At 66.2% G+C, this 20853-nt stretch carries 23 protein-coding genes; 12 read left to right on the forward strand and 11 right to left on the reverse strand.

What is annotated here, in order from left to right; translation table 11 throughout:
- Window positions 1–208: 208 nt before the first annotated feature.
- Window positions 209–859: a peroxiredoxin gene (locus BMX57_RS07670; RefSeq protein ID WP_092364634.1), complete on the reverse strand. Its 651-nt coding sequence runs from the start codon at window positions 857–859 to the stop codon at window positions 209–211.
- Between the two features lie 225 nt (window positions 860–1084).
- Between BMX57_RS07670 and BMX57_RS07675 the strand changes: the two genes are divergently transcribed.
- Window positions 1085–2524, forward strand: a complete 1440-nt coding sequence (locus tag BMX57_RS07675; RefSeq protein WP_092364637.1) for an aldehyde dehydrogenase family protein — start codon at window positions 1085–1087, stop codon at window positions 2522–2524.
- 43 nt (window positions 2525–2567) lie between these two features.
- On the opposite strand, the gene BMX57_RS07680 is transcribed toward BMX57_RS07675, so the two are convergent.
- Complete coding sequence (locus BMX57_RS07680) at window positions 2568–3215, reverse strand: RluA family pseudouridine synthase (RefSeq protein ID WP_092364640.1); 648 nt, start codon at window positions 3213–3215, stop codon at window positions 2568–2570.
- A 99-nt stretch (window positions 3216–3314) separates the two neighbouring features.
- On the opposite strand from BMX57_RS07680, the gene BMX57_RS07685 reads away from it, so the two are divergent.
- Both BMX57_RS07685 and BMX57_RS07690 read left to right on the forward strand, forming a co-directional pair.
- Complete coding sequence (locus BMX57_RS07685) at window positions 3315–3725, forward strand: nuclear transport factor 2 family protein (protein WP_092364643.1); 411 nt, start codon at window positions 3315–3317, stop codon at window positions 3723–3725.
- A gap of 1 nt (window position 3726) precedes the next feature.
- Window positions 3727–4449 (forward strand): SGNH/GDSL hydrolase family protein, encoded by a 723-nt coding sequence (locus BMX57_RS07690; protein ID WP_092364646.1) that lies wholly within the window; start codon window positions 3727–3729, stop codon window positions 4447–4449.
- Here BMX57_RS07690 and rarD read toward each other — a convergent pair.
- Window positions 4423–5328, reverse strand: coding sequence for an EamA family transporter RarD (gene rarD / locus BMX57_RS07695; protein WP_092364649.1), 906 nt, complete (start codon window positions 5326–5328; stop codon window positions 4423–4425). The genes BMX57_RS07690 and rarD overlap by 27 nt on opposite strands.
- Before the next feature lie 71 nt (window positions 5329–5399).
- Window positions 5400–5693, reverse strand: a complete 294-nt coding sequence (locus tag BMX57_RS07700) for an HNH endonuclease family protein (protein WP_092365509.1) — start codon at window positions 5691–5693, stop codon at window positions 5400–5402.
- Between the two features lie 76 nt (window positions 5694–5769).
- Here BMX57_RS07700 and BMX57_RS07705 point away from each other — a divergent pair, with 76 nt between their 5' ends.
- Both BMX57_RS07705 and BMX57_RS07710 read left to right on the forward strand, forming a co-directional pair.
- The gene (locus tag BMX57_RS07705; protein WP_092364652.1) at window positions 5770–7092 is read left to right on the forward strand and encodes a mechanosensitive ion channel family protein; all 1323 of its coding nucleotides are present in this window, start codon (window positions 5770–5772) and stop codon (window positions 7090–7092) included.
- The gene (locus BMX57_RS07710) at window positions 7089–8273 is read left to right on the forward strand and encodes a TIGR03862 family flavoprotein (protein ID WP_092364655.1); all 1185 of its coding nucleotides are present in this window, start codon (window positions 7089–7091) and stop codon (window positions 8271–8273) included. The genes BMX57_RS07705 and BMX57_RS07710 overlap by 4 nt, the downstream gene beginning before the upstream one ends.
- On the opposite strand, the gene BMX57_RS07715 is transcribed toward BMX57_RS07710, so the two are convergent.
- From BMX57_RS07715 to BMX57_RS07735, 5 genes are all read right to left on the reverse strand, one after another.
- Complete coding sequence (locus tag BMX57_RS07715) at window positions 8265–8855, reverse strand: glutathione S-transferase family protein (RefSeq protein WP_092364658.1); 591 nt, start codon at window positions 8853–8855, stop codon at window positions 8265–8267. The genes BMX57_RS07710 and BMX57_RS07715 overlap by 9 nt on opposite strands.
- A gap of 82 nt (window positions 8856–8937) precedes the next feature.
- Complete coding sequence (holA, locus tag BMX57_RS07720) at window positions 8938–9966, reverse strand: DNA polymerase III subunit delta (protein WP_092364661.1); 1029 nt, start codon at window positions 9964–9966, stop codon at window positions 8938–8940.
- Window positions 9963–10448 (reverse strand): LPS assembly lipoprotein LptE, encoded by a 486-nt coding sequence (gene lptE, locus BMX57_RS07725; RefSeq protein WP_092364664.1) that lies wholly within the window; start codon window positions 10446–10448, stop codon window positions 9963–9965. The genes holA and lptE overlap by 4 nt, the downstream gene beginning before the upstream one ends.
- On the reverse strand, window positions 10435–13002 hold the full coding sequence (leuS, locus tag BMX57_RS07730; protein WP_092364667.1) for a leucine--tRNA ligase: 2568 nt from the start codon (window positions 13000–13002) through the stop codon (window positions 10435–10437). The genes lptE and leuS overlap by 14 nt, the downstream gene beginning before the upstream one ends.
- A 75-nt stretch (window positions 13003–13077) precedes the next feature.
- Window positions 13078–13560, reverse strand: a complete 483-nt coding sequence (locus BMX57_RS07735) for a DUF3576 domain-containing protein (RefSeq protein WP_092364670.1) — start codon at window positions 13558–13560, stop codon at window positions 13078–13080.
- Window positions 13561–13843: 283 nt separating this feature from the next.
- On the opposite strand from BMX57_RS07735, the gene BMX57_RS07740 reads away from it, so the two are divergent.
- The gene (locus BMX57_RS07740) at window positions 13844–14794 is read left to right on the forward strand and encodes a porin (protein ID WP_092365513.1); all 951 of its coding nucleotides are present in this window, start codon (window positions 13844–13846) and stop codon (window positions 14792–14794) included.
- A gap of 107 nt (window positions 14795–14901) precedes the next feature.
- A complete protein-coding gene (locus tag BMX57_RS07745) occupies window positions 14902–15561 on the forward strand; it encodes a YggS family pyridoxal phosphate-dependent enzyme (RefSeq protein ID WP_092364673.1) in 660 nt (219 codons plus the stop codon).
- Here the strand turns inward: BMX57_RS07745 and BMX57_RS07750 are convergent.
- Both BMX57_RS07750 and ribA read right to left on the reverse strand, forming a co-directional pair.
- Window positions 15545–16045 (reverse strand): L,D-transpeptidase family protein, encoded by a 501-nt coding sequence (locus BMX57_RS07750; protein WP_092364676.1) that lies wholly within the window; start codon window positions 16043–16045, stop codon window positions 15545–15547. The genes BMX57_RS07745 and BMX57_RS07750 overlap by 17 nt on opposite strands.
- Window positions 16042–17136 carry a GTP cyclohydrolase II gene (gene ribA, locus BMX57_RS07755; protein WP_092364679.1) on the reverse strand — a complete coding sequence of 365 codons (1095 nt, stop codon included), beginning with the start codon at window positions 17134–17136 and terminating at the stop codon, window positions 16042–16044. The genes BMX57_RS07750 and ribA overlap by 4 nt, the downstream gene beginning before the upstream one ends.
- 161 nt (window positions 17137–17297) lie before the next feature.
- On the opposite strand from ribA, the gene BMX57_RS07760 reads away from it, so the two are divergent.
- From BMX57_RS07760 to BMX57_RS07780, 5 genes are all read left to right on the forward strand, one after another.
- Window positions 17298–17984 (forward strand): response regulator transcription factor, encoded by a 687-nt coding sequence (locus BMX57_RS07760; protein WP_092364682.1) that lies wholly within the window; start codon window positions 17298–17300, stop codon window positions 17982–17984.
- Window positions 17985–18191: 207 nt separating this feature from the next.
- Window positions 18192–18980 carry an exodeoxyribonuclease III gene (locus BMX57_RS07765; RefSeq protein WP_092364685.1) on the forward strand — a complete coding sequence of 263 codons (789 nt, stop codon included), beginning with the start codon at window positions 18192–18194 and terminating at the stop codon, window positions 18978–18980.
- Window positions 18981–19070: 90 nt separating this feature from the next.
- Window positions 19071–19991, forward strand: coding sequence for a thioredoxin (gene trxA, locus BMX57_RS07770; RefSeq protein WP_092364688.1), 921 nt, complete (start codon window positions 19071–19073; stop codon window positions 19989–19991).
- 27 nt (window positions 19992–20018) lie between these two features.
- Window positions 20019–20663 (forward strand): LON peptidase substrate-binding domain-containing protein, encoded by a 645-nt coding sequence (locus BMX57_RS07775; protein WP_092364691.1) that lies wholly within the window; start codon window positions 20019–20021, stop codon window positions 20661–20663.
- Window positions 20660–20845 carry a Trm112 family protein gene (locus BMX57_RS07780; protein WP_092364694.1) on the forward strand — a complete coding sequence of 62 codons (186 nt, stop codon included), beginning with the start codon at window positions 20660–20662 and terminating at the stop codon, window positions 20843–20845. Before BMX57_RS07775 ends, BMX57_RS07780 begins: the two co-directional genes overlap by 4 nt.
- Window positions 20846–20853 lie beyond the last annotated feature (8 nt).

A 20853-nucleotide genomic window follows, 5' to 3' on the forward strand; every position in this document is an offset into this window, starting at 1 on the left:
AAATACGACGTTGCGCCGGTCTGCCGCCAAAAGCTTCCACCATCGTCGGCCACTTTGGGAACAATGGCTTGGCGGGCTAGAAGCGCACATGTCGCAACGCCATGCACGGGGATGCCGGTCTATTGGCAGAGCCCTCAGGTTGAGTCAAGAAGACCACCGCAGCGCGGGTCGCCGGTCACGGCAAGACGCCGCGCTGCCATGGACAAAATCAGCCCGGCGCCTTTGTCTTGCGCAGGTAGGGGAAGATCGTCTCGAACTCGCCGAACTTCTCCTTCGCCTCATCGTTGGACACTGCCGGCGGGATGATGACGTCTTCGCCGGGTGTCCAGTTGGCCGGGGTCGCAACGCCCTTGGCGGACATCTGCAGACCATCCAGCGCGCGCAGGATCTCGGCGAAATTCCGCCCCACAGTCATCGGATAGGTCATGCTCAGCTTGAGCTGCTTGTCCGGGCCGATGATGAAGACCGAGCGCACGGTCGCGCTGTCGGCAGGCGTCCGGCCGTCGGGCAGATAGGCCTCGGCGGGCAGCATGTCGAAGGCCTTGGACACGTCCAGCCCGGCATCCGCGATGATCGGGAACCCGGCCGGCGATTTGCCGTAGGCTTCGATGTCGTGCTTCCACTTGCGGTGATCCTCGGCGCTGTCGACGCTGACGCCGATCACCTTGCAGTTCCGCTTGGTCCACTCGTCGGCCAATTGCGCCACGGCGGAAAACTCGGTGGTGCAGACCGGGGTGAAATCCTTGGGGTGCGAGAACAGGATCGCCCAGCTGTCGCCGATCCAGTCGTGGAACGTGATCGTGCCCTGGTCGGTTTCGGCGGTGAAATCGGGAACGGTGTCGTTGATGCGCAAACCCATGGGTCTTGCCCTCCTGTGCTTGGGTGATGCCGGTTTCGTTGTAACCTAGTCGCTCGGCGTCCGCGTTGCAGCCCCTTTCCGACAAACAGTGTGCGGCCTGGCGCCGAGTCGGCGAAATTTGATCAAATACTCGGGGCCGCGACTTGCCACCTGGCCTGTGCGGTGTCAGGGTATCCCCGATTCATCGACCGACCGGTCGAAACTCTTTTCGGAAAGGGCCGAAGCATGATCGAGAAACGCGACTTCTACATCAATGGCGAATGGACGGCACCTGCACTGGCCCGCGACTTCCAGGTCGTCGACCCGTCGACCGAGGAGCCCTGCGCGGTCATCTCGCTGGGCGGTCAGGCCGACACCGATGCCGCCGTGGCCGCGGCCCGCGCCGCCCTGCCCGGATGGATGGCCACACCGCCCGAAGAGCGCATCGCATTGGTCGAGAAGCTGATCGAGGTCTACAAGGAGCGCGGCGAGGATCTGGCCCGAGCGATCTCGTCCGAGATGGGCGCGCCGATCGACATGGCCCGCACGCAGCAGGTCGGCGCCGGGATCTTCCACCTCAAGAACTTCGTCCGCGCCGCCAAGACCTTCGAGTTCGAGCGCCCCTTGGGCGATCACGCCCCGAACGACCGGATCATCCACGAGGCGGTGGGTGTGGCGGCGCTGATCACGCCGTGGAACTGGCCGATGAACCAGATCACGCTCAAGGTCGGCGCGGCCGCGGTGGCCGGCTGCACGATGGTCCTGAAACCCTCGGAACAGAGCCCGCTCAACGCGATGATCTTTGCCGAGCTGGTGGACGCGGCGGGGTTCCCCAAGGGGGTCTTCAACCTGGTGAACGGTGACGGTCCGGGCGTCGGCACGCAGCTCTCGGAGCATCCGGATGTGGACATGGTCAGCTTTACCGGCTCGCCCCGGGCAGGCACCGCGATTTCCAAGGCGGCGGCCGACAGCCTCAAGAAGGTGCATCTGGAACTGGGCGGCAAGGGTGCGAACGTGATCTTCGAGGACGCCGACGAAAAGGCCGTTAAGCGTGGCGTGCTGCACATGATGAACAACACCGGCCAGAGCTGCAACGCGCCGAGCCGGATGCTGGTGCAGCGGTCGGTCTATGACCAGGCGGTCGAGACCGCGACCGACGTGGCCAGCAAGGTCACGGTCGGTCCGGCCGGAGACGAGGGCCGCCATATCGGCCCGGTGGTGAACGAGGTGCAGTGGACCAAGATCCAGGACCTGATCCAGAAGGGCATCGACGAGGGCGCGCGACTGGTCGCCGGCGGCACCGGCCGGCCCGAGGGGTTCAACAAGGGCTATTACGTCAAGCCCACGGTCTTTGCCGATGCCACCAACCAGATGACAATCGCCCGCGAAGAGATCTTTGGCCCGGTGCTGACGATGATCCCCTTCGATAGCGAAGACGAGGCCATCGAGATCGCCAACGACACGCCCTACGGGCTGACCAACTATGTCCAGACCCAGGATCCCGCGCGGCTGCGCCGGATGGCACGGGCGCTGCGCTCGGGCATGGTCGAGATGAACGGCCAGAGCCGCGGCGCCGGTGCGCCCTTCGGCGGGATGAAGCAATCCGGCAACGGGCGCGAGGGCGGCGTCTGGGGCATCGAGGATTTCCTCGAGGTCAAGGCGGTCAGCGGCTGGGCCGCGGAATAGCATAGACTGAGCCAAGGGCGACCCTAGCCACCCTCGGCCTGTTTCAAAACTCTGCCGCCGCCCGGAACTTCATCGACCGCCCGCCCTCGGGATGTTTAAGGCGCAACTCCTCGGAATGCAGCATCAGGCGGGGAAAGTCGCGCGCCGGGCCGGTGGCGTAGAACGGATCACCCACGATCGGGTGGCCCAGCGCCTGCATATGGACGCGCAGCTGGTGCGAGCGCCCGGTCCTTGGAAACAGGCGGACACGGGTAGTTTCCGCCTCGTGCTTGACCACGCGCCAGTCGGTCACCGCCGGCTTGCCCGTCTCGTGACAGACCATCTGCCGCGGCCGGTTGGGCCAGTCGACGATCAGCGGCAGATCGACCTGGCCTTTCTGTGGCTGCAAATGTCCCCAGACCCGGGCGACATAGGTCTTGCGGGTCTGGCGCTTCTCGAATTGCAGGCCGAGATGGCGCTGCGCGTGGGGCGTCTGGGCGAATACCATGATGCCCGACGTGTCCCGGTCCAGGCGATGCACCAGCAAGGCCTGCGGAAACGCCGCCTGCACACGGGTCAGAAGGCAATCGGCCAGGTGTTCGCCCTTGCCCGGCACCGAGAGCAGCCCGGCGGGCTTGTTCACGACGATGAGCTGCGCATCCTCGTGCACCAGGTCCAGCGGCGTCTGCGGCGGGTCATAGGTCTCGCTCATGGGCGCTGCCTATCCCAGCCACCGGCCTCCCGCAACGTCGCGCTTGCCGCGCCGGGCCCCCTGGGCAAGGCTGATCAGGTCAGACCGGGAGAATTCGACATGCACCCAACCATCATCGCCCTGCAGGACGCCGTGGCGAAACGGGACGAGACGATGATCGCCGCGCTGCTGGCCGAGGATGTGCGGTTCCGGCCGCCGACCTATTGGGCCACATGGACCGGGCGCGAACCGGTCGCGGCGGTTCTGGGCCATGTTGCCGGAGTGCTGTCCGACTTTCGTTATCGCCGAATCCTGGGCGACGGCGCCGACTGGGCGCTCGAATTCCAATGCCGGGTCGGCGATCTCGATGCCGTGGGCGTCGATCTGCTGACGCTCGATGCGGATGGGCTGATTGCCGAGTTCGAGGTGGCGATGCGGCCGCTCAAGACCGTGGCGGCCCTGCGCGAAGCGATGAATGCGCGGGTCACCACCGATCCGCGTTTCCTGGATTTCCGCGCCGCGCTGTCCTGAGATGACAGGGCTCGACCGTGTCCTGCGGCTGCCCCTTGCGCCGGTGCTGATCACGCAAGGCCTCATGGTCCGCGCCCGGGCGCTGCGCCTGCCGGAACCGGACGGACCGCGCAGTGGTCGCTGCGGCGCCGGTCCCCCGCTGCGCCTGCTGGTCGCGGGCGACAGTTCGGCCGCTGGTGTCGGCGCACCGCATCAGGATGCCGCTCTGGCGGCACGGATCGCCGCCATGCTTGCCCAGGATTTCGAGGTCGACTGGCGGCTCGAGGCCACCACCGGCCACACCACGGAACAGGCGCTGGCTCGCTTGCGGCAGATGGACGGCCCCTTCGACGTGGCCGTGACCGCCCTGGGCGTCAACGACACCGCCCGCTTGACCTCGCCGCGACGGTTCGCGCGACACCAGCGGATGCTGATGGACAGGTTGACCGAGGGGCTCGGCGTCCGGCTCGTGATCGCAACCGCCGTCCCGCCGATGCAGCATTTTCCGGCACTGCCACAGCCACTGGCCTGGGTTCTGGGCGCCCATGCCGGACGGCTTGACCGGGTTCTGGCCAACCTTGCACAGACCCGGCCGGAGGTGCAGCACCTGGTGCCGCCCCTTCCGCATGACCCCGGTTTCGCGGCCGAGGACGGATATCATCCCAACCCGGCGGCCTATGACATCTGGGCGCAGGCCGCCGCGCAGATGATCCGCGCGTCATGGCCGGCGGCGCATCGCCGGTAGCATCGGCGCGGTATAGATCACCAGCGCGGCCCAGATCATCGGAAAGGCGATCATTCGGCCGCGGTCCATCTGTTCGCCAAAGGCCAGAACCGCGACCAGGAAGATCATCGTCGGCGCGATAAATTGCAGGATGCCGATGGTCGACAGCCGGATCAGCTTGGCCCCGTTGGCATAGAGGATCAGCGGCACCGCCGTCACCAGCCCCGCCGCCAGCAACAGCCAGGTGTCGGTCGCGGTTGCGCCGAAATGGCCCAGACCCTGCACCTGCAGCCAGAGCAGGTAGCCCAGCGCCGCGGGCATCAGGATCAGCACCTCCATCAGGAAGCCCTGGTTCGGGCCGACCGGCAGGGATTTCTTGAAGAACGCGTAGAAGCCCCAGCTGAACGTCAGTCCCAGCGCCGGCCAGGGCAGGCGCCCGGCCTCGACCACCAGCACCAGAACCGCCAGCGCGGCCAGTGCAACCGCGGTCATCTGCGACCGGCTGAGCCGCTCGCGCAGCAGGACCGAGGCCAGGAACACGCTGAACAGAGGGTTGATGTAATAGCCCAGCGCCGCGTCCAGCGCCCGGTCATTCGCGATCGCCAAGACATAGATGGCCCAGTTGATCGACACCAGGCCGGCCGTCAGGCAGCCCATCGCCAGGGTCCTGGGACTGCTCAGCGCTGCCCTGAGATCGGCAGTGCGCCCCAGGATGACGAGCAGCGCCCCGGCCAGCGGCACCGACCAGACGACCCGATGCGCCACCACCTCGACCGGGGGAACATGCGCCACCGCCTTCATGTAGAACGGCAGGAACCCCCACAGGACATAGGCGCCGACCGCATAGGCCAGGCCAAGCGGCGGGTCGATCACGTCCGAGGGGGCGGCAGGCCGGGTCATGGCAATGCTCCATTACATGGCAGTGTGCTTAGGGCAGTTTCCGTCCGGAGGGAATCCCGGTTGCACGGCCCTTAGCGCATCCGCCGCCGACCGGGGATCTTCGAGCCGAACCCCGGCGGCCGTTTCCGCACCCAGGCGATGAACCTGGCCAGGCGCGGATGGGAGCGCAGGGCCTCGGCCGTGTTGTAGCTGCGTGCCAGATCCGCTTCGCTCAGCGTGGCATGGATCTCGCGGTGGCAGATGTCGTGCAGCAGGATGGTCGGGCCGCCCTTGCCGCCCTTCAGCCTGGGAATCAGGTGATGCTGGCTTTGCGGAACATCCGGCGGGATCGGTCGGTGGCACAACGGACAGATCGGGTCGGACACGGATTTCCCCTTGAGTTCGCGGCGCTCAAAGTCAAGAGAATGCGAAACCTGATGCGCGTTGAACAGGGGTTGTCGCATGGAATTCGGACCGGAACTTCTGGAACTGGCGCGTATCTATACTGAACAGGGGCTGGAGATCGCCCGGGGCTGGCTGTTCAGCCCCGCGGCCTGGTCGCAATTCGGGGTGTTGCTGGCGGCCTTCCTGATCGCGCTGTTCCTGTCCCGCCGGATCCGGCCCTGGCTGGCGCGCAATCTGGCCCCGCCAGAGGAGCGCGAGGGCCCGCTCGACAAGATCCGCCGGTTCCTTCTGGCCCTGCTGCCGCTGATGACACCGCTGCTGGCCTACGGCCTGACCGGGCTGGGCGAGAACGTCACCCGCGAGATCTTTGGATCAGGCGCTGTGATCGCCTTTGGCCAGCGGGTGTTCCTGTTCCTGGCCGCGCGGATATTCGTGCGCGAGATCATCCAGGACCCGATGATCAAGCTGCTCGGCCGCTACGTCCTGATACCGGTCGCGGCGCTCTATGTCGTTGGCCTGCTTGAGCCGGCCATGACCAAGCTGGACGAGACGGTGATCCCGCTGGGCAACCTGTCGTTCTCGGTCCTCTTTGCGCTTCGGTTCCTGGTGGTGGCCGGCGTGATCTTCTGGCTGGGTCGCTGGTCCAACGAACAATCCGCGCAGTTCCTCAAGGGCCAGCAAGAGATGCGCCCGGCGATGCGCGAGCTGACGGCCAAGGCGGTCGAGATCGCCATTTTCGGCGTCGCGTTCCTGCTGGTGATGAACATCATGGGCATCAACCTGACCTCGCTGGCGGTTCTGGGCGGCGCCATCGGCGTCGGGCTGGGCTTCGGCCTGCAGAAGATCGCATCGAACTTCATCTCGGGCCTGATTCTGCTGCTCGAGGGGCAGGCCACGGTGGGCGACTATGTCGAACTGGACGGCGGCGAGGCCGGCACCATCGTCAAGATGACCGCGCGGGCCGCGATTCTCGAGACGTTCGACGGGCGCTGGATCGTGGTGCCGAACGAGGACTTTATCACCACGCGCGTGGTCAATTACTCCGATTCCGGCTCGGCCAACCGGTACGAGGCGCCGTTTTCCGTCAGCTATGACACCGACATCAACACCGTGCCGGCGATCATCGAGGCGGCCGTCTCCAGCCATCCGCGTGTGCTGGACGCGCCCTATCCGCCCGATTGCGAACTGCGCGGCTTCGGCGACAGCGGCGTCGACTTCGCGGTCGAGTTCTGGGTCGAGGGTCTGGATGACGGACCCAACAAATTCACCTCGGATATCCTGTTCCTGATCTGGAACGCATTGAAGGACAACGGCATCGAGATCCCCTACCCGCATCGCAAGGTGGAACTGACCGGCACGCTGGACACCCGGCCGGGATGAGCCGAGCGGTCGTGATCGGAGCCGGGCCCGCCGGGCTGATGGCCGCAGAGGAGCTGGCGCGGGCGGGCGCGGAGGTCCTGGTGGCCGAGGCCAAGCCCTCGGTCGCGCGCAAGCTGTTGATGGCGGGGAAGTCGGGGCTGAACCTGACCAAGGACGAGCCGTTCGAGACGTTGCTGGCCGCCTACGGCCCGTCGGCGGAGTGGCTGCGCCCGATGCTGGCGGCGTTCGACGCGGGCGAGGTGCAGGATTGGGCGCGCGGGCTGGGGCAGGAGGTGTTCACCGGGACCACCGGGCGGGTGTTTCCCGTCGCAATGAAGGCCTCGCCGCTCCTGCGCGCCTGGCTCGCGCGGCTCGATGGGCTTGGGGTGACGATCCGCACGCGCTGGCGCTGGACAGGGTGGGACGGGGACGCTCTGAGCTTCGACACGCCCGACGGGTCCTGTCAGGAGACACCGGACGCCACCGTGCTGGCCCTGGGCGGCGCCAGCTGGGCGCGGCTGGGGGCGGATGGCCACTGGACTGGTCCGCTTTCGGACCGGGGCATTCCGCTGACCCCTTTTGCCCCGGCCAATGCCGCGCTTTGCGTGGACTGGACCGAGCACATGACACCGCATTTCGGCGCGGCGCTGAAATCGGTGTCCTGGACGGCTGGCGACCTGACCTCGCGCGGCGAGGCGATCCTGTCCGCGCGCGGGCTGGAGGGCGGCGGTCTCTACGCGCTGACACCTGCTTTGCGTGAAGGTGCGCCGCTGCATGTCGACCTGCTGCCCGATCTCACGACGCAGGCGCTTGTTGACCGGCTGGCCGGGATGAAGCGCAAGGCCAGCGTGAGCCGCCGGTTGCGGAACGGCCTGCGCCTGCCACCGGTCAAGGTGGCGCTGATCCACGAGATGGCGCAGACGGGTTCGGCCGATCCTTCCGACCTGGCGTTCGCGCTCAAGGCGCTGCCGATCCGTCACGCCGGGCTGCGCCCGATGGATGAGGCGATTTCGACGGCCGGCGGGGTCGCCCGGGCCGCGCTGGACGCCGGATTGATGCTCAGGGACCTTCCCGGCGTCTATTGCGCCGGCGAGATGCTGGATTGGGAGGCGCCGACCGGCGGCTACCTGCTGACCGGCTGCCTGGCCGCGGGACGCTGGGCCGGACGCGCCGCCGCGGCGCGGATCGCCGCCTCAGCCTGAGGCCGCCGCCACCCGCTTGAACGCGTCGCGTCCGCGCATCCGCTTGCCATAATCCAGAATCGCCGCCTCACCGGTGGGAAACTTGGCGGCCCGCGCCCAGTTCAGGCAATGCGTCAGGATGATGTCGGCGATGGTCATCTCCTCGCCCTGCAGGAAAGGCCCCTCGATCCGGTCCGCCATGACATCGAGGTTGCGGGCGAATTCCCATTTCAAGCTGTCCTTGACCTCGGGGCAACGCTGTTCCTCGGGGAGGATGAAGGAGTGCCGTGCGGCGGTCCAAAGCGTGGCGTCCAGCTCGTCGAGTATCTGGTGGGTCAGCGAATCCTGATGCGCCCGTGCGGGTGTGCCGGCCGGATGGGTGAACCGGCCATGCTTGTCCGACAGGTAGGTCAGGATCGCCGTGCTGTCGGTGATCACCGCCTCTCCGTCGCGCAGGACCGGCACCTTTCCGGTCGGGTTCAGCGCCCTGATCTCGGGGCTGCGCGGCGGCAGCGGGCTGGCCTCATATGGCTCGCCCAGTTCTTCGAGCAGCCACAGCACACGGAAGGTGCGGGTCATCGGAACGCCATAGACGTGATACATGCGCGAGATCCTTTTCGGTTCGGTCGTCAGGTTCGGTCGCGGGGCGCCGCCGGGTCAAGCGGAACGCCGCGGCGCGTCCGCTTCAGCGCTGACGCGCCAGCATCGCCAGCCGGATCAGCGCCCGCTCCACCAGCGCCATCGCCGGCGCGGTCTGGCCGGCCGATCGCAGCTGCAGGTCGGTGTCGGTCAGGACCGTCAGCGCGGTTTCCAGCCGGTTCGGCCCCCAAGCCTGCGCCTGCCGAAAAATCCGGTCGCGCCGTTTGCCATAGACCGGTGGCCGCAACCGGCCAATGCCCTGCGCAGGGCCGCCGGGATCGGCCGCGCAGGCATAGAGCGTCCGGAAATGCCGCGTCGCCCCGATGCACAGCGAGACCGCGTTGGTCCCTTGGGCCAGCATCCGGCGGATCAGCGGGCCGATCTCGCCCTGCCGGCCTTCGGCCACCACGTTCAGGACATCGTCCAGCGCCGCCTCGGTCGAGCGCGGCGCAACGGCGTCCACATCTTCGGGCCCGAGCGGCGCGGAATCGCCGCGCTTGTAGAGCACCAGCTTCTCGAGCATCCGGGCGAAATCCCCCGGCCCGAGTTCCTGCGCCAGATCGGCAAGCTGTGCCATGGCATCGCCCGGCACGTCGCGCAGCCCGGCATCCGACAGGGAACGCTCGATTTCGCCGCGCGAGGGCGGGTCGTCATAGATGCCAACCGCAAAGGCGTTGGCATGCGACTCGAATGCCTTGCGCAGTTTCGACGCGGCGCGAAGCTGTCCGGCGGTCACGATGATCTGCGCATCGCCGGGCAACCACGCCTCCAGCGCCGCCTGGACCGTCGGCGCGGCCGCGTCGCCTGCCTCGTCAACCAGTACGGCGCGCGGGCCAGGAAAGAACCCCACGGCCTTGACCGCGTCCAGCAGCATCGCGGGATCGCCGCGCAGATCGCCACCGGCCATCCGGGTCAGCCGCATCTCCTCTTCGGCGCCCGGACCCAGCAGGGCGGCGATCACCTGCTGGCGTTTGAGCGCCACGCGCATTGCGTCCGGGCCATAGATCAGCAACCCGGTCCTGCTGCCATCCGGCTTGGCGAAGTAGCCCTCGGCCTCGCGCGGGCTCAGCTTCATGCCGGGACGTCCGCCGTGGCGTTGAGCTGTGCCGTGACCTGATCGGCCAGAATGGTCATCAGCCGCCGCCTTGCGTCGCGTTCACTGGCAACCGTCTCGACACTGCTTCCGGTAGCCGAATAGCTGGTGAATTCGTTGACCCGGCCCGAGGCGGCGACCCGACCCGAGGCGATCTCGGTCAGGACATAGTCCACCGTGCCGACGATCGAATAGCGCGTCGTCGCGTTGTCCTCGGTAATCACCTGCCCCTGCTGCGTAAGCGACAAGGCAACGCCCAGGTCATAGGCGGGGTCCGCGCTGCGGCCCAGGCGCTCTTCGAGGGTCTGCACCAGAACGTAGCTGTCGACACCATTGGGCTCGGAAACCCGGACACGCCCATAGAGCGCCGCGCCGGTTCCACCCGGGCCATAGACCGGCTGAAACCCGCAGGCGGCCAGCGCCAGCGGCAGCATCAGCAGGGCTCTGCGGTCACACGACGACATTCACGATCCGGCCGGGCACAACGATCACCTTGCGGGGCGCGCCGCCATTCAGCGCACGCTGGACAGCATCTGTCGCCAGCGCGGCTTTTTCAACCTCGGCCTTGTCCATGTCCTTGGGCACGCTGATTTCGGCCCGGCGCTTGCCGTTGATCTGGATCGGCAGGGTCACCGTGTCATCCACCAGATAGGCCGGATCGGCCACCGGCCAGGGCGCCGTGGCGATCAGCCCCTCGCCGCCCTGACGCGCCCAGATATCCTCGGACAGGTGCGGGGTCATCGGCGACATCAGCTGCGCCAGCGTCATGATCGCCCGTTTCTGAGCGGCCGCGCCGGCGCGCGATTTCGACAGCGTGTTGGTAAAGGCATAGAGCCGCGCGATGGCGGCGTTGAACCCGAAGCTCTCGATGCCCAGGGTCACGTCGTGGACGGCCTTGTGCATTTCCCGCAGCAATGCCTCGTCGCCGTCGCCCCCGGCATCGGGATCCATCGCGGCAATCCGGTCGCACAGGTTCCAGACCCGCGTCAGGTGCTTGTGTGCGGCCTCGGCCCCGGCGGCGGTCCACTCGACGTCACGCTCCGGCGGGCTGTCGGACAGAACGAACCAGCGCGCGGTGTCGGCACCGAAATCGCGGATGATCTGCACCGGGTCCACCACGTTCTTCTTCGACTTCGACATCTTGGCCGAGGGGATGATCTCGACCTCTTCGCCGGTCGCCCCCAGCCGCGCGCCGCTTTCGTGGATCTCGACATCCTCGGGAAAGTGATAGACGGGGCGGTCGTTCTCGTCCCGGGTGACATAGATCGCGTGCGTCACCATCCCTTGGGTGAACAGCGCGTCGAACGGCTCGATGCTCTTCTCGGGCAGGTGGCCGCAGATATGCATCGCCCGGGCGAAGAAGCGCGAATAGAGCAGGTGCAGGATCGCGTGTTCGATGCCGCCGATATACTGATCCACGTTCATCCAGTACCCGGCCTCGGTCAGGTCGGTGGGCGTGTCGGCCTTTGGCGCGGTGAAGCGCACGAAATACCACGAGGAATCGACGAAGGTGTCCATCGTGTCGGTCTCGCGCCGCGCCGCGCCGCCGCAATTCGGGCAGGCACAGTCGCGCCACGTGGGGTGACGGTCGAGCGGGTTTCCGGGGACCGAGAAGTCGATCGGCTTGCCGCCCTCGTCATAGGGCAGTTCGATCGGCAGGTTTTCCTTCCTCTCGGGCACCACGCCGCAGGCATCGCAATGCACGACGGGAATCGGACAGCCCCAGTAGCGCTGGCGCGACAGCCCCCAGTCGCGCAGGCGGAACCTGGTGACGCCCGTGCCCCAGCCCTGGGCCTCGGCAAAGTCGATGGTGGCGTCGATGGCCTCCTGCCCCGTGGCCACGTCGAGACCGGCGAAATGGTTGATCCAACGGACCTTTTCGGTCTTGGGCGGCACAAAGGCCTCGTTCTCGACGGGTTTCGGGTCGTCCAGCGCCAGGAAGGTGTCGATCACCGGCAGGTCGTATTTGCGGCAGAAATCCAGGTCTCGCTGGTCATGCGCGGGACAGCCGAAAATCGCGCCGGTGCCGTAATCCATCAGGATGAAATTGGCGATCCAGACCGGCAGTTCCCAATCGGGGTTCAACGGGTGTTTCACCCGGATACCGGTGTCCAGCCCCAGCTTCTCGGCCTTTTCCAGCGCCTCCTCGGTGGTGCCGCCGCGCCGGCATCGGGCGACGAAATCGGCGATGTGCGGATTCTCGGCCTCCAGCGCCTTCGCGATCGGATGATCGGGCGAGATGCCCACGAAGCTTGCGCCCATCAGCGTGTCGGGGCGGGTGGTATAGACCTCGATCGGGCCGCCCTCGTCGGTGCGGTCGAAGGAGAATTGCAGACCCCGGCTCTTGCCGATCCAGTTCTCCTGCATCAGCCGCACCTTTGCGGGCCAGTTCTCGAGCCCGTCCAGCGCATCCAGCAATTCCTCGGAAAAATCCGAGATGCGGAAGAACCATTGCGTCAGCTCGCGCCGTTCGACCTCGGCGCCGGATCGCCAGCCCTTGCCGTCGATGACCTGCTCGTTGGCCAGTACGGTCATGTCCACCGGATCCCAGTTGACCACCGCGTTCTTGCGATAGACCAGGCCCTTTTCGAGGAAATCGAGGAACAGCGCCTGTTGCTGGCCGTAATAGTCGGGGTCGCAGGTGGCGAACATGCGCGACCAGTCGATGGAAAACCCCATCGGCTTCATCTGCGCGACCATCTCGCGGATGTTGTCATAGGTCCAGTCCTTGGGGTGGCCCCCGCTGGCCATCGCCGCGTTCTCGGCCGGCATCCCGAAGGCGTCGAACCCCATCGGGTGAAGCACGTTGTGCCCGGTGGACCGCTTGTAGCGCGCGATCACGTCGCCCATCGTGTAGTTGCGCACATGGCCGATATGGATGCGGCCCGACGGATAGGGAAACATCTCGAGCACGTAATACTTCGGCTTGTCCGCACTGCGCGTTGCCGCGAAGACGCCGGCCTTGTCCCAGGCCTTTTGCCATTTCGCTTCGATCTCGGTGGCGGAATAACGCGACATCGGCTGCGATCCTTCCTGACTGAAAACGCCGGGCTGCGGGCCCGGCGTGGTGATAGTGCCAATCGGCCCGGGTTGCTAGAGACTACCGTCGGCGACACGCAGCTGCCGCGCCCGCGACAGAATCGCATCCTCGACCGCGCGGGCGGTGTCGCGGCTGACCGGCCCGCCGCGCGATTGCAGCGACACGTTGAGCGAACGCGCGTCCAGCGCCGGATCACGCACGTGCACCGTGGCGCGATACGAGCGGCCGCCGCCCGGCGGCGTTCCGTATCCGGTGACGATGACGCCGGTAAAGGGATCGACGGACTGCACCGGCAGGAAGCTGAGCACATCCAGCGAGGCGGCCCAGAGATACTTGTTCACGCCCACCTTGTTCTCTGTGTCGTCGGGGCCGAACAGATCCCAGATGGTCGAGCGGCCCTCGAAATCGGTGATCTCGTCGGGGTTGCCGCCGGTCAGCCGCGGGTCGCCGGCCCGGTTGGTGCTCGTCGCCGCCGGGCTGCAGGCCACCTGAACCGACAGCAACGCGATGAGGCCAAATTTCACTGTTCTGCGCATCGTCTTCCAATCCGTACCCGACAGGTTCCAGTCGGAGTTTTAGACAAGCGGCAGCGATGCAACAAGCAGGTAATTCCCGTGGAAAAGCGCTTGTTTGCTGGGGTTCGCGGCCCTTCGGCAAAATCACTGTGACATCCTTGCACCATTTGAGGGAACAAATACCCGCGCCGTTGCCGGGGCGCTTGCGAAAAGGGGGCAAAAAGAGCGACACGATGCCCATGCTCAGGGCGGGGCTCGATCTGCGCTGCGCTTGAGGCAAGAAATGAAATCCGAGGGAAAAACGATGAAAAAGATTCTCTTCGCTTCGACTGCGCTGGTCGCCACCGCCGGTGTCGCAGCTGCAGACGTGACGTTCGGCGGCTACGGCCGCTTTGGTCTCCGTTATGCGGAGCAGCCGGCTGGTTCGACCGCTTCGGACACCTTCCTGGAATCGCGCTTCCGCCTGAACATCGACGGCACTGCCGAAACCGATGGCGGCGTGCAGTTCTCGGCACGTGTTCGTATGCAGGCCGATGACAATGGCGCTCTCAACACCGCCGGCACCGCCGGTCTGAACGGCGCGCGCTTCACCACCCAGTACGAAGGCTTCCGCGTTGACGTTGGCAACATCGCCGGCGTGATCGACAACCTGCCCAACTACTACGGCTTCGAGCCGGGCCTGAGCGCCTTCACCGGCCAGTACACCGGTGTTGACTATGCGTTCGACGCCTACAGCTCGACCGGCGCCGGCGTGAACGGCGTGTTCGCTCAGTATGCCTTCGGCGACTTCGCCGTGTCGGCCTCCTTCTCGCCGGAAGAAACCGGTGCAGGTGAGCAGTACGGCATCAGCGCTCAGTACTCGGGTGCCAACTGGGCCGTTGCTCTGGGCTACTCGGAGAACGATCCGATCGGTGCCGGTGCAGACAGCTCCGACATGCTGGTCCTGACCGCCAGCGCCACCTTCGGCGCGTTCACCGGTGTGATCTTCGTGGGCGACGAAAGCTCGGATCTCGATCCGACCGGCGCGAACTTCGACACCTTCTACGGTCTGTCGGTCAACTACGAAGTCGGCGCAGCCACCGACGTCATGTTCTCCTATGGTGACGGCTCGGCCACCAACGACACCCAGTCCTTCGGTCTGGGCGTGGTGCAGGACCTCGGCGGCGGCGTGTCGCTGAGAGGCGGCATCGGCCAAAACGACACCGCCGGTGTCGACCAGATGGTTGGCGACCTGGGTGTGCAGTTCAACTTCTAAGTTGAACCTCACCTGACGGTGAAAGTTCTGGGCGGGTCTTCGGACCCGCCCTTTTCTTTTGCGCCGGTTTCGGTTTCTCTGCGCCCGGACCGGAGTTGGAGACAGCCATGCCGCTCGAGGACATCAGAACCCGCATTGCCAGGGCCGAGAAGGAGGCGGGCCGCGACACCGGATCCGTCCGCCTGATCGCTGTTTCGAAACTGCAACCCGACGACCGCGTCGAGGCGGTGCTGGAACAGGGCCACCGGGTTTTCGGGGAAAACCGCGTGCAGGAGGCCGCCGGTAAATGGCCGGGTTTCAAGGACCGTTTTGACGGAATCGACCTGCACCTGATCGGACCGCTTCAGACCAACAAGGCGCGCCAGGCCATGCAACTGTTCGACGCGATCCACTCGGTCGACCGGCCCAAGCTGGCGCGCACGATCGCCCGCCTCGCGCAGGAAGAAGGCCGCTGCCCGGATCTGTTCGTTCAGGTCAATACCGGCGAGGAGGACCAGAAGGCGGGCGTCCTGCCGGCCGAGGCCGACGAGTTCATCGCCGAATGCCGGGGCCTCGATCTGCCGTTGCGCGGGCTCATGTGCATCCCGCCCCTCGACGAGGAACCCAGCCTGCATTTTGCGCTGTTGGCCAAGATCGCGGCGCGCAACGGGCTGGACGGGCTGTCGATGGGCATGAGCGGCGATTTCGAATCCGCCATTGCCCTGGGCGCCACCCATGTCCGGGTCGGATCGGCGATTTTCGGGGAACGGGTCAGCGCGGCGGGATGATCAGCCGCGTTCCGGGTGCGATCCGCGCCGCGATCCATCGCAGGTGGTCGCGGCGAAAGGCGATGCAGCCCTCGGTCGGATAGCCCCGCCTGCGCCATTGATGCACAAAGATCGCCGAGCCGCGCCCCGGCGTGGCAGCCGGCCAGTTCCAGTCCGTGATCAGGACCAGGTCATAGAGCGGATCCGCCCGCCGCAACCGCTCGTGACTGAACCGGTGCGGCGCGCGGACCAGTTGGTTGTAGCACCCATCGCGCATGTCGTCCGACCACAGGTCCCGCGGCCCGATCGGCTGCGCCCATTCTGCGGGTCGCGCGATGCGGTCGGCCCGGTAGAGCATACCGGCAATCCGATGGGTGCCTGCGGGCGATGCCCCATCCCCCTCGCGCTTGTCCCGCGACACACCGCCCCGCCCGATCGCGCAGGGAAAGCGGCACCCGCGGAACCGGACCCCCTGCCGGGTCAGAACCAGATCGAACGGTGTCACAGAAGGTGGCCCGACTTGGCCGCCTTTGTCGCCAGGTAGCCCCGGTTATGCACCGTCTCGCCCACCTTGAGCGGCACCCGCTCGGTCACCGCAATACCGGTCCTTTCCATCATCGCGATCTTGGCGGGGTTGTTGGTCAAAAGCCGCACTGCGCTGAACCCCAGCGATTTGAGGATGTCCGATCCGAGGCGGAAATCCCGCTCGTCATCTTCGAACCCCAGCCGGTGATTGGCCTCGACCGTGTCGAACCCCTGGTCCTGCAGGGAATAGGCCCGCATCTTGTTGGCCAGCCCGATCCCGCGCCCCTCCTGGTTCAGATAGAGCAGGACGCCCGCGCCTTCGGTCCCCATCTGCGCCAGCGCCCCGCGCAATTGCGGGCCGCAGTCGCATTTCAGGCTGCCCAGAAGGTCGCCGGTGAAACAGGCCGAATGCAGCCGCGCCAGGACCGGCGCCTCGCGATCCGGGCGGCCGATCTCGATGGCGTAATGCTCCTCGCCGCCATCTTCGGGACGAAAGACATGCAGCCGGCCGGCCTCGGACACTTCCATCGGCAGGCGGGCGCTGACCACCGGGTGCAGCGGGCTGCGCTCGGTCAGGTGCGGCGCCGCACCGCCGTGATCTATCCGCGTGAGGCCGCGCGCCGCCGCGAATCCGTGGGGATCCTCCAGCGCGATGGCCACGGCCGCGGGCAGCAAGCGCGCGGATTTCGCCAGGGCAATGGCCAGCCGATAGAGGCTGGCGCCGCCGCCGCGCCGGGTTTCCAGCGGGCCCTTCATCGGCCGGTTCAGGTCATCCGACGGATCGCCGACCGACCGGACCCAGCCGATATCCGCATCCGCCGGGATGATCACGCGCGCCAGATCGCCGTCATAGGCCCGCGCCTTGAGCGTCTCGGCCCGCCGGGCGGTGATCGCCACCACCGGCGCATCCCCCAGTGCCCGCAGGTCGGCCAGCCGCTCCGGCGCCATCGTTTCAGCCGCCAGCATCAGCAGCCCGGCGCCTTTGTCGCCGACCAGCACAACCGGCAGCCCCATGCGCAGATCCGCCCGCGCGCGGGCCAGGAACTCGGTGATGTCGGGGGTCAGGCTCATCTGGGATCTTCCGGCGTTGTGCCCGCCTTTCCTAGTCGCAGACTGTCGAAATGTGAAACAATTTGACCGCGGGAGACACGAGGGCGTGAAAGCGCTGCAGCAAAACTTGCCCCGCCAGCCGGTTGCCCACAGATCAAACGAAATCGTGATGGAGACGGACGATGGCTCAACTCAAGAAAATCCTGCTGGTGGACGATGACGAGGACCTGCGCGAGGCGCTGGGCGAACAGTTGTTGATGACCGAGGATTTCGACGTATTCGAGGCCAGCGACGGCCAGAGCGCCGCGGAGCGCGTGAAAGAGGCGCTTTACGACCTGGTGATTCTCGATGTCGGCCTGCCGGATACCGACGGGCGCGAGCTGTGCCGCCTGATGCGCAAGCAGGGCGTCAAGAGCCCGATCATCATGCTTACCGGCCATGACGGGGACGCCGACACGATCCTGGGGCTGGACGCCGGCGCCAACGATTACGTGACCAAACCGTTCAAGTTCCCGGTCCTGCTGGCGCGGATCCGCGCGCAGCTGCGCCAACACGAGCAATCCGAAGACGCGGTGTTCCAGCTGGGCCCCTATACGTTCAAGCCGGCGATGAAGATGCTGATCACCGAGGAAGACCGCAAGATCCGGCTGACCGAGAAAGAGACCAACATCCTGAAATTCCTCTATCGTTCCAGCGACGGCGTGGTCGCGCGCGACGTGCTGCTGCACGAGGTCTGGGGCTACAACGCCGGTGTGACGACCCACACGCTCGAGACGCATATCTACCGGTTGCGCCAGAAGATCGAGCCCGATCCGTCGAACGCGCGGCTTCTGGTCACCGAATCCGGCGGCTATCGCCTGGTCGCGTGAGTGCAAGCTTGACACAGATCAAGGTGCTTATCCCGCTTGCATCTTTAAATTGATCGAAGAGGTTACTACCATACGGTATAACTTCTACCTCCCTGTTGGACTGGCCGGGCCTCGTGCCCGGCCTTTTTTTTTGCGCGTTTGCGCATGGCATCCGGCACCGGTGCGGGCTAGGTTGCGGCGACCTCGGATCAAGAAGGCCTCGGACGCATGCCCTTTACCCTTGCCACCTGGAACATCAACTCGGTCCGGTTGCGCGAACCCATCGTGCAGAAGCTGCTGCGCGAAGAGGCGCCCGACATCCTGTGCCTTCAGGAATGCAAGTCACCGGTCGAAAAGATCCCGACCGAAGGGTTCGCCGCGCTCGGTTATCCGCATATCGTGGCCCGCGGGCAAAAGGGATATAACGGCGTGGCGATGCTGTCGAAGCTGCCCATCGAGGATGTGGGCGACCGCGATTTCGCGGGCCTCGGCCATGCCCGCCACATCGCCGCCCGGCTGGAGAACGGCGTGGTCATCCACAACTTCTACGTGCCTGCCGGCGGGGATGTTCCTGACCGCGAGGTGAACGAGAAGTTCGGGCAGAAGCTCGACTACCTGACCGAAATGCGCGACTGGTTTCACACCGAGGCGCCGCGCAAGTCCATCCTGGTCGGGGATCTGAACATCGCCCCACGCGAAGACGACGTGTGGTCGCACAAGCAATTGCTCAAGGTCGTCTCGCACACTCCCGTCGAGGTCGCGCAACTGGCCGAGACCCAGGATGCCGGCGGCTGGGTCGACATCACCCGCAAGGACATCCCTGACGGGCAGCTCTACAGCTGGTGGTCCTACCGCGCCCGCGACTGGGACGCCGCCGACAAGGGCCGGCGGCTCGACCATGTCTGGGCCACGCCCGACATCGCCAATGCCGGCCATTCCAGCCGCATCCTGCGCGATGCGCGCGGCTGGGAGAAACCCAGCGACCACGCGCCCGTCTTTGCGACCTTCGACCTCTGACGCCATAAGGCGGCCAGTTGCCAGACCCCCTTGGTTTCCGGCGCCGCAGGTTTCATATAAGGGGCGAATTCGAACCGGAGAGAGACTGACATGGAAATTCTGAACGGTGCTGGTGCCGCCCCCGCGGGTGATCTGATCAAGGACGGGTCCGAGGCCACCTTTATGGCTGACGTGGTCGAGACCAGCCAGCAGGTGCCGGTAATCGTCGATTTCTGGGCACCCTGGTGCGGCCCGTGCAAGACCCTGGGCCCGCTTCTGGAGGAAGCGGTCACCGCCGCCAGGGGCGCGGTGAAGATGGTCAAGATCAATGTCGACGAGGCACAGGCCATTGCCGGCCAATTGCGGATCCAGTCGATTCCCACGGTCTATGCCTTCTGGCAGGGCCAGCCGGTCGACGGTTTTCAGGGCGCGCTGCCCGGATCCGAGATCAAGGAATTCGTCAACCGCGTGGTCGCGGCCGCCGGCGGTGAGGCCGGTGGAGGCGACCAGTTGGGCGACGCGGTGGAGGCCGCCGAAGAGATGCTGAGCCAGGGCGCCGCTGTCGACGCCGCGCAGACCTTTGCCGCGATCCTGGGCGAGGATCCGAACCACGCGGCCGCCTATGGCGGGCTGGTCCGGGCGCACATCGCGATGGACGATCTGGACAAGGCCGAGGCGATCCTGAACGGCGCCCCGGTGGAAATCTCCAAGAGTGCCGAGCTTGAGGCCGCCCATGCCCAGCTGGAACTGGCGCGCCAGGCCGCCGATGCCGGTCCGGTCTCGGACCTGCAGGCGGCCGTCGAGGCCGACCCGGACAACCACCAGGCCCGGTTCGACCTGGCGCTGGCCCTGCACGCGGCCGGCCGGGTCGACGAGGCGGTGGACCAGCTTCTGGACTTGTTCCGCCGCGACCGGGAGTGGAATGACGAGGCCGCCAAGGCACAGCTCTTCAAGATCTTCGACGCGCTCAAGCCAAACGATCCGGTCGTCCTGAACGGCCGGCGCAAGCTGAGTTCGATGATATTTGCCTGATCGCATATCAGGGCTAGACTTGAAGGGATGATGAAACCCGCAGACCTGCCGGACATGCTGCCGGTCTTCCCGTTGCCCGGGGCCCTTCTTCTGCCCCGGTCGCGGCTGCCGCTGCACATATTCGAGCCGCGCTACCTGCAAATGCTGGACGATACGCTCAAGACGCCGCAGCGGCTGATCGGCATGGTGCAGCCCGATGCCGGACGCGACGGATCGGCAAAGCGGCTGCACGCCATCGGCTGCGCCGGCCGGGTCACGCAATTCTCGGAAACCGAGGATGGCCGCTACATGATCACGCTGAGCGGGATGTCGCGGTTCCGGATCCGGACCGAGATCGAGGGCTTCACCCCCTATCGCCGCTGCGAGGTCTCCTGGTCGGGCTTCGAACGCGACCTGGGGCGCGGCGAACAGGATACCGGGTTTGACCGCGGCCGGTTCCTGGGTCTGCTCAAGCGTTTTTTCGCCGCGCAGCAATTGTCCACCGACTGGGACACCCTGACCGAGGCGGATGACGAACTGCTCATCAACTCGCTATCGATGCTCTTGGACTTCGACCCCGAGGACAAGCAGGCTCTGCTCGAGGCACCCTGCCTGGCGACACGACGGGAAACGCTGGTCACACTGATCGAGTTCGCCCTGCGCGGCGGCAACAACGAAGAGACATTGCAATGACCGACCAGGACCCGAAATTCGACCGCCGGATGCTCGAGGCGCTGATCTGCCCGCAGTCCCACGGTACGCTGAGCTATGACGCCGACCGCCAGGAACTTGTGTCGCGCGCGGCCAACCTGGCCTATCCGATCCGCGACGGGATCCCGGTCATGCTGGTCGACGAGGCCCGGGTTCTGGACTGACCTGCGCC

Origin of the sequence: Cribrihabitans marinus (genome assembly GCF_900109035.1) — a bacterium.
In the GTDB taxonomy this organism is placed as follows: Bacteria; Pseudomonadota; Alphaproteobacteria; order Rhodobacterales; family Rhodobacteraceae; genus Cribrihabitans; species Cribrihabitans marinus.

Coding starts and splice junctions, on each gene's coding strand:
- BMX57_RS07765 (WP_092364685.1), top strand. CDS start 18,192: ATGCCCTTTACCCTTGCCACCTGGAACATCAACTCGGTCCGGTTGCGC.
- BMX57_RS07685 (WP_092364643.1), top strand. CDS start 3,315: ATGCACCCAACCATCATCGCCCTGCAGGACGCCGTGGCGAAACGGGAC.
- BMX57_RS07745 (WP_092364673.1), top strand. CDS start 14,902: ATGCCGCTCGAGGACATCAGAACCCGCATTGCCAGGGCCGAGAAGGAG.
- BMX57_RS07670 (WP_092364634.1), bottom strand. CDS start 859: ATGGGTTTGCGCATCAACGACACCGTTCCCGATTTCACCGCCGAAACC.
- leuS (WP_092364667.1), bottom strand. CDS start 13,002: ATGTCGCGTTATTCCGCCACCGAGATCGAAGCGAAATGGCAAAAGGCC.
- holA (WP_092364661.1), bottom strand. CDS start 9,966: ATGAAGCTGAGCCCGCGCGAGGCCGAGGGCTACTTCGCCAAGCCGGAT.
- BMX57_RS07775 (WP_092364691.1), top strand. CDS start 20,019: ATGATGAAACCCGCAGACCTGCCGGACATGCTGCCGGTCTTCCCGTTG.
- BMX57_RS07780 (WP_092364694.1), top strand. CDS start 20,660: ATGACCGACCAGGACCCGAAATTCGACCGCCGGATGCTCGAGGCGCTG.
- BMX57_RS07680 (WP_092364640.1), bottom strand. CDS start 3,215: ATGAGCGAGACCTATGACCCGCCGCAGACGCCGCTGGACCTGGTGCAC.
- BMX57_RS07710 (WP_092364655.1), top strand. CDS start 7,089: ATGAGCCGAGCGGTCGTGATCGGAGCCGGGCCCGCCGGGCTGATGGCC.
- rarD (WP_092364649.1), bottom strand. CDS start 5,328: ATGACCCGGCCTGCCGCCCCCTCGGACGTGATCGACCCGCCGCTTGGC.
- BMX57_RS07690 (WP_092364646.1), top strand. CDS start 3,727: ATGACAGGGCTCGACCGTGTCCTGCGGCTGCCCCTTGCGCCGGTGCTG.
- BMX57_RS07735 (WP_092364670.1), bottom strand. CDS start 13,560: ATGCGCAGAACAGTGAAATTTGGCCTCATCGCGTTGCTGTCGGTTCAG.
- BMX57_RS07705 (WP_092364652.1), top strand. CDS start 5,770: ATGGAATTCGGACCGGAACTTCTGGAACTGGCGCGTATCTATACTGAA.
- ribA (WP_092364679.1), bottom strand. CDS start 17,136: ATGAGCCTGACCCCCGACATCACCGAGTTCCTGGCCCGCGCGCGGGCG.
- lptE (WP_092364664.1), bottom strand. CDS start 10,448: ATGTCGTCGTGTGACCGCAGAGCCCTGCTGATGCTGCCGCTGGCGCTG.
- BMX57_RS07760 (WP_092364682.1), top strand. CDS start 17,298: ATGGCTCAACTCAAGAAAATCCTGCTGGTGGACGATGACGAGGACCTG.
- BMX57_RS07675 (WP_092364637.1), top strand. CDS start 1,085: ATGATCGAGAAACGCGACTTCTACATCAATGGCGAATGGACGGCACCT.
- trxA (WP_092364688.1), top strand. CDS start 19,071: ATGGAAATTCTGAACGGTGCTGGTGCCGCCCCCGCGGGTGATCTGATC.
- BMX57_RS07740 (WP_092365513.1), top strand. CDS start 13,844: ATGAAAAAGATTCTCTTCGCTTCGACTGCGCTGGTCGCCACCGCCGGT.
- BMX57_RS07715 (WP_092364658.1), bottom strand. CDS start 8,855: ATGTATCACGTCTATGGCGTTCCGATGACCCGCACCTTCCGTGTGCTG.